Below are 12,600 nucleotides of genomic sequence, written 5' to 3'. Positions count from 1 at the left end.
GGAGTAAAGAAGGACAAAGCGCCCGATTGATAGCAGTGTGCGCCGGCGTCACAGGAAGCCGGCCGTATAAAATTCCCTTGTGTATTGTGAGTCCATAAGCTCAGTACAATTAATTGTACAAATAATGACCAGGCACTGAAGGTGTTAAAAAATTATACACATAAATTTTTGTTGGTTTTATTAGTTCCGGCATGGAGTGATTGGCAAGGCCCCCGTTATTGATAGATACTCAGGATTTCAGGATGTATGGTTTATGTGGCAGCCAAAAGCCTTTGCTGGCATATAACTTGCTTATTTATTAACGTCAGGATAAATTTGCTAGCAGGATGGGGAGGTGGACCTGCAATTTTATTTATCAAATAACGGGCTCCTAATAGTATTAAAGATAAACTATAATACTAATGAGCCCTATTACAATAGTTCATTTGTGAGATGAGTTATGAATTTATTGCGAGAAAGAATCTTGGCAGTATTTGTTTGGGAGTGGTAACAATGAAAAAGGGATTGAATATAGGGGATATTATTTGGTTAGCGATACTGGCGGTCATTGCAGCATTATTAATCTATCCGTCAACTCATGCTGTTTTTGTAACACTAACGACAGCACATCCTTATTCCATGGGCTTTATTAAGTTTTTTATCTTAGCCTCAATGGGTGACTGGTTGGGCGCGCGAATTGTAACCGGTGAATGGGTTAAACCGAAAGGCGCCATCTATAAATCGATCCTTTGGGGTATTTTTGGTATGGGAATTACGCTTTCATTTACAATTTTTAATGCTGGTGTTACTGCAGCATTAGCAAATGGGCTTTTGCCTGGCAACGGCTATCAAATCGTATCAGCATTTTTTACAAGTTTAATTATGAACATTACCTTCGGAGTAACGTTGATGGGTGTTCACAGGTTCACAGATACGTATATAGATTTGTCTTTTGCCGGTGGCGCCAAACCGACTGTAGATGAAGTTATTAAAAACATGAACCTTGATAATCTTATTAAATTTGTTTATGCCAAAACATTACCTTTCTTCTGGGTACCCGCGCATACCATTGTATTTATGCTTCCACCTGTGTACAGGGTTTTGGCGGCGGCTGCCTTGGGTATTGCTTTGGGTGGGATCCTTTCCTTTGCTAAAAGGAAAGCCAACAGTTAGTTATTTTAAAAATATATTTTTTGTCTATATCGACAACTTTAGTGACGGCACTTATGCACGGTTTACCAGTGCGTGAATGCCGTTTTGCTGTTTGCGGCAGGAAACCTCCTGCATCATCAAAAAACAGGGCTTTGTTTTCAGCGTATATTCAGCTGGCTCTCAATTAATATTCAGTTGCTGTTAAGTGTCAATTCAGCTAAATTGGTTATTATTGTGATATAAGGCACGTATATTACGATGGGTTATTCATCGTATAAATGGACATGAGGAATTAAGTGGGGGGACATGACCATGAGACTGGAACAAGGCCGAAGCTTAGACTGGCTCCTGATAGGCATTGCCTTGCTAGCCGCTTTCTTAAATATTTTCAACATCTGGCAGGAGCAGTACGCCAATGCCTATTACACTGCGGCCGTAACCAGTATGCTGCAAAACTGGCACAATTTTTTCTACGCTTCTCTTGATCCGGCCGGGTACGTTACGGTGGATAAACCACCGGTCACGTTTTGGGTCCAGACAGTATTCGCCTATGTCTTTGGGGTGCATGGTTGGAGCGTAATTCTCCCGCAGGCTTTGGCCGGTGTCGGCTCCGTTTTGCTGATGTATATTTTGGTCAAACCGACCTTCGGTCAAACGGCTGCCCGGCTCGCGAGCTTGATTATAGCCTGTACCCCGATTGCCGTCGCGGTGAGCCGTACTAATAATATAGACAGTTTATTGGTATTTACGCTCCTTGTCGCTGCCTGGATGTTGTTCCGGGGGATTCGCAATCAGAAACTGCCCTGGTTGCTTGGAGCCTTTGCCATGATTGGTGTCGGCTTTAATATGAAAATGCTGCAAGCTTACATGGTCGTACCGGCTTTTTACTTATTGTACCTGTTTGCATTCAAGGGCGCCTGGAAAAAGAAACTGGCTATCCTTGCGGCGGCAACAGTTGTCCTGGTCGGAGTGTCCGTGTCCTATGCTGTTGCCGTAGAGCTTGTCCCTCAAGAAAACCGCCCATATATCGGAGGCAGCAAAACGAATTCCGTATTGGAGCTGGCCTTCGGCTATAACGGGATCCAGCGCCTGAAGGGAATGAGCAGGGGTGGCATGGGCCCAGGTGGCGCTGCTCCGGAGCAAGGGCAAAGGCAGCAGGACGGGGGCACAAAACCGGACCGGCAGCAAATGCAGCAGGACGAAAACAATACGTCCAGCCAGCAGCAAGTGCAGCAGGCTCCGCAGGATGGAAACAGCGCGCCTGGCGGGCAGCAAATGCCACAGAAGGGAAACAACATGTCCAACCAGCAGCCACCACAGGACGGGAGCAACATGCCCAATGGGCAGCCGCGTCAAGCTGGTAACAACGGTCCGCAAGGCTATGACCCAGAGGGTAAGGGTAATGGAAGACCGGGTCAAATGCCCGAAGGGGGCGGCGGTATGTTTGGTACCGGCCAGGCCGGTCCATTGCGCCTGTTCCAATCCGCGCTTTCCGGACAAATCAGCTGGCTGCTGCCCTTTGTAGCGTTCGCCTGCACAGGCTTGCTGGCAGGCTTGCGCCGGAGAAGAGAGCTTACGGACAAAGAAAAAGAGACATTGTTCTGGCTGGCCTGGTTAATCCCGGGAATGGTGTTTTTCAGCGTAGCGGGCTTTTTCCATCACTATTACATGATCATGCTTGCCCCACCTATTGCGGCGCTCGCCGGAGGAGGCTGGGTTGAGCTTTGGAACCACTATCGTGACCGGGCAGGCTGGAAAAAGTGGCTTTTACCGGCGGGTATTCTGGTGACAACAGCTTTTGAACTGTATATACTGCAGCCCTACCAAAAGCAAATCGGTGCAGGCTGGTCCATCGGCATCGGAGCCGCAGGCCTTGGACTGGCACTGGTCTTAGTCCTGGTATCCAAAAAACAAAAGCTGACGGCCATGGCCGGGATGCTGGTACTGCTGGTGGCGCCACTTTACTGGTCGGCTACGCCGCTTCTCTATGGCGACAACAGCCATCTGCCTCAAGCCGGCCCCAGCCAACAGGGCTTCGGCCAAAGACAGGGCAACGGTGGGAGGCAGGGTTTAAGTGTTAACGATAAATTACTTGAATATGTGACCAGGAATAATACGGGGGAAACTATCCTGTTTGCCACCACCGAGGCCTCCACGGCCGAGTCTTATATCATTGAAACCGGCAAAGCGGTCATAGCTATGGGGGGATATAGTGGTTCGGACCCCATTCTCACGGTCGAGAAGCTGCAGCAAATGGTGGCCAACAAGGAAGTGAAATACTTCTTGATTCCGTCGGGCTCCGGTTCCGGCGGCAGAGGCGGCTCGAACGAAGTGATGGAGTGGATCCGGGCCAACAGTACGGAGGTGCCAGGGGAAGATTGGCAAACAGGCTCTTCCCAGAGTAGTGGTCCTATGGGCAGGGGGAACGAAAACGTATTATATGAGGTAACTCTTTAAAAACCTAAAGGGGATGAATGAGACAGAGAACCGTCCCCTGACTCGCCTTGGCAAAATATTTAACGAGGATGAGATTGATGACAAGAAACGTTTGCTATTCCATAATCATACCGGTCTTTAACGAAGAGGCCGTTGTACATGAAACCTACCGCAGGCTGACACGAGTCATGCAGGTAATCGGCGAGCCGTATGAATTGCTGTTTGTCAACGACGGCAGCCGGGACCGGACGGCAGAAATTATAGAAGGCCTGGCTGAATCGGACAATTGTGTTAAGCTCTTAGATTTCTCTCGTAATTTCGGGCATCAAATAGCGATCACCGCTGGCATGGATTATGCCTGCGGGGACGCCATTGTGATTATCGACGCCGATTTGCAGGATCCGCCCGAGCTAATCCCGCAAATGATTGACAAATGGCGGGAAGGCTATGATATCGTCTACGCGCAACGTTCAAAACGTAAAGGGGAGACACTGTTCAAAAAATGGACCGCGGCTTTGTTCTATCGTACTCTGCGCGTGCTGACAGAAGTGGATATTCCGCTTGATACCGGCGACTTTCGCCTGATTGACCGGAAAGTGTGCGACGCCATGCGCAGCATTCGGGAGAAAAATCGATTTGTGCGCGGGCTGGTCAGTTGGGTGGGTTTTCGTTCTGCAGCCGTTGAGTATGTCCGGGAAGAACGATTTGCCGGAGAGACCAAATACCCGCTGAAGAAAATGCTTCGCTTCTCGATGGACGGGATCACTTCTTTTTCTTATAAACCGTTGAAGTTGGCCACATATCTAGGTTTTATAATTTCGCTGGCAAGTTTTATCTACCTGATGATCTCTTTGGGCCAAAGATTATTTACGAACAACACGGTCGCCGGATGGTCATCGTTAATAGCCTGCCTGCTGTTGCTCAACGGTGTAATCCTGATCATTTTGGGGATCCTCGGGGAGTATGTCGGCAGAATCTATGATGAAACCAAAAACCGCCCGCTGTATATTCTTCGGAATCAGGAAAAAGCTGATAGTTCAAAGCTTAAGGGAGTGACCTGGCGTGTTCGCAAACAAGCATAGAGCTGCCCGGTTCTTGCGTTTTTGCACGGTAGGGTTAGGAAATACGGCTATAGATTTTACCGCCTTTTTTCTTCTGACTTTAGGCGGGATTCCATATCTACTGGCCCAGGCGCTGGCTTATGTGGCCGGTATTGTGAATAGTTATTTTCTCAATCGAAGGTGGACCTTCCGGGTTGTAAGGAAAGCTAACGCCTTGGAGGCCGGGAGTTTTATCATCGTGAACGGGCTGTCCTTGCTGGTGTCACTCGGCCTGCTGGCCGTTTTGCATGATGAAAATCAGTTGAGTCTTTGGCTTAGCAAGTTTATAGCAACAGGGGGCGGCCTGGTTGTCAATTATATAGGAAACCGGCTTTGGGTATTTTCAGAAAACCGGAAAGCAAGTGGTGAAATTTCTTGAAAAGGATAAGAGGCTGCTCCTGTTATCTGCCGGGTTCAGCGCTACCGTTTATATGAATACCCATTATATTCTCTATTGGACGAGTAAAGGAGTCCATGCAGCGCCTTATAGTCCCGCGCTGGTAATCACTTCACTTCTGAATATGCTGTTGTTCGGTTACCTTGTTAAAGTTTTATACGATATTGCTATAACAAAGAAAAATATACCTGTAACGCAACAGCAAACAACATAGAGATGTGAGATGAAGGAGGGGTTATCGCTTTAGCAGCGATAGCTCCTTTAATCATTTTTGTATCTTGGCCTGATTATTTGTATCAACTGGAACCGGTTGAATGAAGCCAAAAAAGGAAAAAATGGTAGTAGAAAGCAAGCAGTGGGAAAGACAGCAACTGCTGATCAGCGTATGACACACTGTACGGGAACTTATATTTGATTTCACAGTAGAGGGATAATTGACCGTTGCAGCGAAGTAATATCGTTCGGCATCATAGCCTTAAAACGTTGGAAGGCGGGCTTTTCTTTGTGCGCTATTTTCAGACCCAAAGCGCCTTTTGAGTACCACAGCAAAGATGAATTTCCGGCCAGGCTTGCCGGGTGGATCGGACATGTGTTCTACGATGTCCTGCCGGACCATGGCTATGAAATCCGTGAGGAACAAATCTTCACGGCTTTTCAGCTTGCCGACGCTGTGTGCAGGCGGAAGGTACACTTCGCGGAGGCCGGACTCGGTACCGGCAAGACTTTTGCCTACTTGCTGACGGCCATATCCTACGCCCGCTTTACCGGCAAGCCTGTGGTGATTGCATGCGCTTCAACGGCGCTCCAGGAACAGCTTGTCGGGTCCGGAGGAGATATCGAAACGCTGTCGCGCCTGCTCAACTTGGACCTTGATGTCCGCATGGCAAAGGATCCGCGCCAGTATATCTGTGATGAAAGAGTTAACCGGCTTGTAAACCAGCCCCTGGGACAACCAGGCAGAGCGCTTGAAGAAGTTGTGCGCTGGGCCGAGGTGACCAAGCGGGGTGAACGCTCCGAGATGCCGCAAGTATCCGACCGGGTGTGGGCGCAAATCGCCTGGGACGAGACCGAGTCTTGCGAGGTATGTTCTTCACGGGGCTTTTGCAAGCTTGTCAAGGCAAGAGAGCATTACCGGCCGGCCCGGGATCTGATCGTCTGTGACCACGGCATATTTTTTGAAGATCTGTGGACGCGTGACGAACGAATCGCTGACGGTAAGCTGCCTCTCCTGCCAGACTATGCAGCGGTAATTCTTGACGAAGGGCACAAAGTGATGCTTCCGGCAGCGATGAGGGCCGGCCAGCAGGTGGTCAAGGAGGACATCGACAGCATGCTTTCCCTGCTCGAGCAAATCCAGGGAGCCAGGACCTCCCTGGTTTCCATTACTTTTGCCATGAGAAGCGCCACCGCCAAGTTCTTCAAGACGCTTTACGAGGCGGCGAGCCAGGATGAGGGAACGGACAGGCTTGCCGTCCAGGTAGGCGATGAGTTGCTTGAAGCGGCCGGCGCCTTGCGGCGGGCTCTGGATGTCTTATACGTAGAGTTGCAGTACGAACAGGAGCTGCACCTCGAGTCACTATCCACCGCTCAGCTGCAGGCGTTTGAAGCCAGAATTGAGCGGACGACGGCGGCGCTTGCCAGATTTTACCGTAATAGGGGTCAAGAGGCCATCGTCTGGGTTGACCGGGTGGACAGGAGCTTCTGGGTTGTGCCCAGGGACTTAAGCAGGCTGTTAAGGACACGCCTCTTTGCAAAAAAAATTCCTGTAGTGTTTTCCTCCGCAACCTTAAGCGCCGGAGGCGATTTCAGTTACTTCGCGCGCACTCTTGGTTTAGAGGAGCCGTCGGGCTCGTCTGTAGATAGTTCCTTCGATTTTGAGAAGCAAGTTTTGATTTATCTGCCCCGGCGCTTGCCTCCAGGTGACGAAGCAACCTGGTTTCCCCTGGCCTTGAAACGGCTGGTTTCACTGCTCAAGCTTTCTGGAGGGCGGGCATTGGTGCTTACCAGCGCTCCATCCGATGTGCGAAAGCTTCGCAAGGGCCTCAAGGAGTACCAGCTACCCTTTGAGTTGCTATGGGAGGATCGCGCCGAACGGGGATATCTGGTCCGCAGGTTTCGCGAGGAAGTCTCATCGGTGCTCGTCGGCTCAGGGTTCTGGGAGGGAATTGACGTGCCTGGCGCCGCACTGTCTCTCCTTGTGGTCTGGCGACTGCCTTTTCCGCCAAGGGACCCGTTGATCGAAGCAAGGCGTCACGAGGCGATAGAAAAAGGGCTCAATCCGCTGACTGCGGTGGACTATCCGGAAATGGGCCTGAGATTGAAGCAGGGTTGCGGCAGGCTGATCCGGAAATCGGATGACCGGGGTGTGATCGCCGTTCTGGAGCCGGTACAGGGGACGCCTTGGGAACAGGTCGTACGGGAAGCGCTGCCGGCGGGAGCCGGAGTGGTTGGCAGACTGAGCGATCTTTGCGGCTTTCTTAAAAAATGAACCAGCATATAACCAAAAATGAACTCTGCTTGGTGACTAATCCCTTGACAGGGTTTTTTTAATTACTCAACTTCTTATCCTGGACAAGCCAAGAAATATATATATATAATATAACTAGCTGCCAACTTAAGATGAACAAGTAAGTTGCTGGAGGAGGACAGCAAAAGAATAATAATGAAAGAAGGTCTAGAATGAGTCAAATCATAGTCAAAGACCTGGTGAAAATATTTGGCGACCATCCAGAAGAGGCACTTAAAATGCTCCAGGAGGGTTGCAGTAAAAGTGAGATTATGGGAAAGACCCGTCAGACAGTCGGAGTTTTCGATATAAACTTCCATGTGAATAAAGGTGAGGTCTTCGTCCTCATGGGACTGTCGGGCAGTGGGAAATCAACTTTGTTGAGGTGTCTAAATCGCCTCATTGAACCTACCAGTGGGACCATTGACATAGACGGTCAGGACTTAACCAAAGCTAAACCGGAAGTGCTGCGAGAAATACGCAGGAAGAAAATAAGCATGGTATTCCAGCGTTTCGGCTTATTTCCCCATCGCACAGTATTGAATAACGTGGCTTACGGTCTTGAAATCCAGGGAGTTTCCCTGGAAAAGCGCCGGGAAAAGGCAGCGCAAATGCTGGAGGTGGTGGGCTTGAAAGGCTGGGAAGACAGTATGCCTACGCAGCTCAGTGGAGGTATGCAGCAGCGGGTAGGACTGGCCAGGGCGCTTGTCAACGACCCGGATATTCTCCTCATGGACGAGGCCTTCAGCGCCCTGGACCCGCTCATCCGCAAAGAGATGCAAGAAGAGCTGCTATCATTGCAAAACTCCCTGAACAAGACGATTATCTTTGTTACCCACGACCTTGATGAAGCACTGAGAATCGGTGACCGCATTGCTCTAATGAATGACGGAGCGATAGTACAAACTGGGACAGCTGAAGAAATTCTTACCAATCCGGCCAATGATTATGTAGAAAAGTTTGTCGCAGACGTGGATCGATCCAAGGTGCTGACGGCTGAGGGTGTCATGAAAGCCCCGGTTCCTGTCGTATCTTTGAAGGACGGTCCACGTGTTGCTTTACGACTTATGAAAGAGCATGGCATATCCAGTATTTTTGTAGTGTCCAGAGACCGAAAGCTTATCGGGATTGTTCTTGTCGAAGACTTGGTACAGTTAGTAAAAGAACAAAAAGAAAATTTCATGGACATTATTTATAAAGATATCCCGAAAGTGAATATGGATACGCCGATTATTGAGATTATTCCGATCATCGCCGATTCCAGGTTCCCCGTGGCAGTAACCCGTGAAGACAATAAACTAATGGGGATTTTGGTTAAGGGCTCGGTGCTGGCAGGAATGGTCAGGAAAGGAGGGATGAATGGTAGTGTTACCTAAAATCCCGATCGGTTTGTGGGTAGAGATACTCGTACAATGGGCGCAGGATAATTTGGGTGTGGTTTTTGATTTAGTAACGCTGGTGATCGAAAAAATTGTTACCGTTATTGAACATGCCATATTAAGCGTACACCCGATATTGGTTGTGATCCTGGTTTTTGCACTGGTTTGGTTTATATCCAACTGGAAGACAGCTTTGGGTACTGCGGTTGGCCTTTACTTGATCTATAATATGGAATTATGGAGACCTTCAGTAGAAACACTGGCTCTGGTCCTTGTAGCTACCGTTCTGGCCCTGATAATGGGTGTACCATTAGGCATCCTGACCACCCGCAGCAATTTGGCGCACAGAATAACGATGCCTATACTGGATTTAATGCAGACTATGCCGTCTTTTGTGTATCTAATCCCGGCGGTACTTTTCTTCGGTTTGGGCCAGGTGCCCGGTCTGATTGCTACGGTGGTGTTCGCCATGCCGCCTTGTATTCGGCTTACCGGACTGGGTATCAGGCAAGTGCCGTTGGAATTGGTTGAGGCTGCAACAGCCTTTGGTTCCACGGAATGGCAAAAGCTTATCAAGGTACAGATACCTCTGGCATTACCCACTATTATGGCAGGTATCAACCAATGCATCATGCTTTCCCTTTCCATGGTGGTTATTGCCGCTATGATTGGAGCCGGCGGCCTGGGCTCTGAAGTGCTGGCCGGTATCTCACGGCTTGATATCGCTAAAGGCTTTGAAGGGGGGTTGGCCATTGTGATCATGGCCATGATCCTTGACCGGATTACCCAAAGTTATGGCGAAAAGAGGAAGATAAAATCGTAGTTCCCAGCACCCCAGCCATTAATGTTTTTTTTGCAGGCTGTGGTGTTTAGGTGCTTATATAAATAAATTTAAACGAAGGGGAGGATTTTAAAAATGAAGAGGGCATTGAAGTTGATTGTTTTGCTGGCTGTAGCAGTGTTGTTGGCCGGGATAGTAACCGGTTGCGGGCAGAAGGCGTCACAGCAAGACCAAGGCGCAAAGGGTCAGGTAGAACTTGGCTACGTTCAGTGGGATTCTGAGATCGCAAGCACCAATGTCGTGAAAAAAGTATTGGAAGATTTGGGCTATGAAGTAAAAATTACTGCAGTTGATGCTGCTGCCATGTGGCTTGGCGTGGGGGAAGGCAATTTTGACGGCATCGTTGCAGCATGGTTGCCGTCTACTCACAAGGATTATTATGCAAACGTAAAAGACAAGATCGAAGACCTGGGGCCCAATTTAGAGGGGGCCAAGATTGGGCTGGTGGTACCGGCATATGTGACGATTAATTCTATTGAGGAATTAAATAGTGTAAAGGACAAATTTGCAGGTAAAATAACCGGTATTGAGCCGGGTGCCGGTATTATGATAGCTACGGAAACGGCGATTAAGGATTATGACCTGAACTATGAATTACAAAGCAGCAGCAGTGCCGGCATGGTAGCCGCACTGAAAAAGGCTGAGGATAATAAGGATTGGATTGTAGTTACCGGCTGGACGCCCCATTGGAAGTTTGCCAAGTGGGATCTGAAATATTTGGAGGATCCCAAGAATATTTACGGTGGGGAAGAATATATCAACACTATTGTGCGCAAGGGCTTGCAAAAGGATAAACCTGAAGTGTATGCAGTGCTGGACAAATTTCATTGGGAGGCATCCGACATGGGAGCCGTGATGCTGGACATTGAAAACGGTATGAAGCCTGAAGAGGCTGCTGCCAAGTGGGTCGAAGCAAACCAGGACAAAGTAAAAGAGTGGACTGGAAAATAATTAAAATAATTTGGTAATTAGGCCGGGCCTTTTTGAAGGGCCCGGCCTAATTGGTGGTATGCCTTTTATGAGTAAAAAGAATATGCGGAAATAGATGTTGCTGAGCATGAAGACAAGCTTAAAAATTTAATGACTAAAATTAATGAATCCTTTTCCGACTATGTTCTGCTGCAGCAATTATTAATTGACAAGGAAGATCTGGAAAAACGACTTTAATGAGAAGATGGAAAGATGGGTTTACCTTAACGAGAAGGTTGAGAACATCGCTAAAAGTAAGTAAAAAATATAACTCATGAGCAGGTGACCGGCTTAGAGATTGTCATCGAGGTATTTAGCATTAGTCTTTCTTGATCATATTTGAGGTTTCGCGTTGAACGCGGGGCTTCTTTGTGGTTAAAAACTACAGTAATAATCAGGGGAGAGGATCTCTTAGCATTCTCTTAGCTTATTCTCAGCTAATTTTCAGTCGGCCGGGGTATACTTAAAATGGAAAAAAGGCTGGACAACCCTGTCAAGTGGCGCCCTTGCCGGCGGAGTATTTATTCTAAGGAATTCAAAAATAAGGAGGTTTTTATATGAATTGCCCTAATTGTCAGAAATCCCTGCAGGAAGATGCTAAATTCTGTCCTCACTGTGGCACGGCAACAACAAAAAATCCGCACTGTCCCTCATGCGGAAAACAGGCTGATCCCACCTGGGTTTTCTGTCCCGGTTGCGGCGCTTCATTAAAAGGCAGGCCAAACCAAAATATTCCGGCACAGCCTCCGCAGCATTATCCGCAAAATACCAACCAGCCTCAATATTCACACGGCCATCACTATGGCAGCAGTTCACACAAACGTCGTCACCGCAGGGGTTTTCTGGGTAATCTCTTTTCTTCCTGAAGGGAACATCCCTGGATCAGAGATTATGAGATAGAAGATTTTCTTGGTAAAGGAAGCTATGGGGTTGTAATCAGAGCCAGGCGCAAAGGGCGCTGCTATGCCATTAAAGCTTTGATCAAGGATGAGCGAAATTCCGGTATTTTACCTTTTCAGCTGGAGTCGGAAATTCTCAGACGGATTGCTCACCCGCGCGTACCGGGTTTTGTGGAGGCTTTTACGGCAGGAGATGTCCATTATATTGTCCAGGAGCATATCGATGGACTGCCTTTGAGTTCCATCCTTGATATAGGCCGCCGTTTTCACGAGGCAGAGGTCAAGGGTATCGTCTTGCAGCTTCTTTCCATCCTCAATGGGCTGCACCGTCCGGCGCAGAAGGAAAACGCCGTCATCCACCGGGATGTGCGTCTCTCCAACCTGTTGCTTAAAGATAAACAGGTATTTCTGATTGATTTTGGCTATGCCAGATTTCTAGATCCGGCTCAGTTTGTTTTTTGTCCTGACCCGTTGCAATATAAATTTAGCGCCGCCGTCGGATCCGAAAAGAGGGCGCCTGAAAAAGTCAAAGAACTTCCCTCCTTAAAGAAGATACCTGGCCCTGAGACATATAAACTGTTGCGCAGGGAAATTTCGCCGCGCAGCGACCTTTTTGGAGTTGGCGTCGCCGCTGTCGATCTTTTTACCACCTGGGTGGAGGATGAGTCCCAGTTTGAGCTGTCCTGGCAGGAAGTACTTCCTCTCTCCGGACAGTTTATTGTGTTTCTGCAAAAGCTTTTAAGTCAAAAAGATGGCTTCAGTTCAGCCAGAGAGGCCTTGGCATGTTTGGAATCAATATTGTAAGTACCCGGCCGCATTATGCCATAGCGCTGCAGCTGTAGAAACTGTTTTTGGCTGAACGATTAACCAGGTAATTTACAGTCTGTAGAAGAATACATAGATGTTAGTACTTGATAGTTGGATGAAATGCATAGGGGGGAG

10 protein-coding genes are annotated in these 12,600 nt (G+C 48.5%); all 10 read left to right on the top strand.

Annotated features, from left to right (window positions below; genetic code table 11):
• Positions 1-492: 492 nt before the first annotated feature.
• The 10 genes from Psch_RS10445 (at position 493) to Psch_RS10400 (ending at position 12,462) form a co-directional block, all read left to right on the top strand.
• Entirely contained in the window at positions 493-1,152 is a 660-nt protein-coding gene (locus Psch_RS10445) for a hypothetical protein (RefSeq protein WP_134217237.1), read from the top strand.
• Positions 1,153-1,443: 291 nt separating this feature from the next.
• Positions 1,444-3,588, top strand: a complete 2,145-nt coding sequence (locus Psch_RS10440; protein WP_190240124.1) for a glycosyltransferase family 39 protein — start codon at positions 1,444-1,446, stop codon at positions 3,586-3,588.
• Positions 3,589-3,665: 77 nt separating this feature from the next.
• A complete protein-coding gene (locus tag Psch_RS10435; RefSeq protein WP_134217235.1) occupies positions 3,666-4,649 on the top strand; it encodes a glycosyltransferase family 2 protein in 984 nt (327 codons plus the stop codon).
• The gene (locus tag Psch_RS10430; RefSeq protein WP_134217234.1) at positions 4,630-5,046 is read left to right on the top strand and encodes a GtrA family protein; all 417 of its coding nucleotides are present in this window, start codon (positions 4,630-4,632) and stop codon (positions 5,044-5,046) included. The genes Psch_RS10435 and Psch_RS10430 overlap by 20 nt, the downstream gene beginning before the upstream one ends.
• Before the next feature lie 520 nt (positions 5,047-5,566).
• Positions 5,567-7,552 (top strand): ATP-dependent DNA helicase, encoded by a 1,986-nt coding sequence (locus tag Psch_RS10425; RefSeq protein WP_190240123.1) that lies wholly within the window; start codon positions 5,567-5,569, stop codon positions 7,550-7,552.
• Positions 7,553-7,743: 191 nt separating this feature from the next.
• Positions 7,744-8,946, top strand: coding sequence for a quaternary amine ABC transporter ATP-binding protein (locus tag Psch_RS10420; RefSeq protein WP_134217231.1), 1,203 nt, complete (start codon positions 7,744-7,746; stop codon positions 8,944-8,946).
• Positions 8,930-9,772, top strand: a complete 843-nt coding sequence (locus tag Psch_RS10415; RefSeq protein ID WP_134217230.1) for an ABC transporter permease — start codon at positions 8,930-8,932, stop codon at positions 9,770-9,772. Before Psch_RS10420 ends, Psch_RS10415 begins: the two co-directional genes overlap by 17 nt.
• Positions 9,773-9,865: 93 nt before the next feature.
• Complete coding sequence (locus tag Psch_RS10410) at positions 9,866-10,741, top strand: glycine betaine ABC transporter substrate-binding protein (protein ID WP_134217229.1); 876 nt, start codon at positions 9,866-9,868, stop codon at positions 10,739-10,741.
• Between the two features lie 575 nt (positions 10,742-11,316).
• The gene (locus Psch_RS10405) at positions 11,317-11,625 is read left to right on the top strand and encodes a zinc ribbon domain-containing protein (RefSeq protein ID WP_134217228.1); all 309 of its coding nucleotides are present in this window, start codon (positions 11,317-11,319) and stop codon (positions 11,623-11,625) included.
• Positions 11,626-11,640: 15 nt separating this feature from the next.
• Complete coding sequence (locus Psch_RS10400; RefSeq protein WP_134217227.1) at positions 11,641-12,462, top strand: protein kinase domain-containing protein; 822 nt, start codon at positions 11,641-11,643, stop codon at positions 12,460-12,462.
• The last annotated feature ends 138 nt before the right edge of the window (positions 12,463-12,600 follow it).

Source organism: Pelotomaculum schinkii (genome assembly GCF_004369205.1).
In the GTDB taxonomy this organism is placed as follows: domain Bacteria; phylum Bacillota; class Desulfotomaculia; order Desulfotomaculales; family Pelotomaculaceae; genus Pelotomaculum_C; species Pelotomaculum_C schinkii.
Note: the sequence above shows the minus strand (reverse complement) of the source record. Positions and strands in the feature narration are given on the sequence as shown.

What these genes read in the sequence shown, in the direction of transcription:
- Psch_RS10445 (WP_134217237.1), top strand. Translation starts at nt 493, where the DNA reads ATGAAAAAGGGATTGAATATAGGGGATATTATTTGGTTAGCGATACTG.
- Psch_RS10440 (WP_190240124.1), top strand. Translation starts at nt 1,444, where the DNA reads ATGAGACTGGAACAAGGCCGAAGCTTAGACTGGCTCCTGATAGGCATT.
- Psch_RS10435 (WP_134217235.1), top strand. Translation starts at nt 3,666, where the DNA reads ATGACAAGAAACGTTTGCTATTCCATAATCATACCGGTCTTTAACGAA.
- Psch_RS10420 (WP_134217231.1), top strand. Translation starts at nt 7,744, where the DNA reads ATGAGTCAAATCATAGTCAAAGACCTGGTGAAAATATTTGGCGACCAT.
- Psch_RS10415 (WP_134217230.1), top strand. Translation starts at nt 8,930, where the DNA reads ATGGTAGTGTTACCTAAAATCCCGATCGGTTTGTGGGTAGAGATACTC.
- Psch_RS10410 (WP_134217229.1), top strand. Translation starts at nt 9,866, where the DNA reads ATGAAGAGGGCATTGAAGTTGATTGTTTTGCTGGCTGTAGCAGTGTTG.
- Psch_RS10405 (WP_134217228.1), top strand. Translation starts at nt 11,317, where the DNA reads ATGAATTGCCCTAATTGTCAGAAATCCCTGCAGGAAGATGCTAAATTC.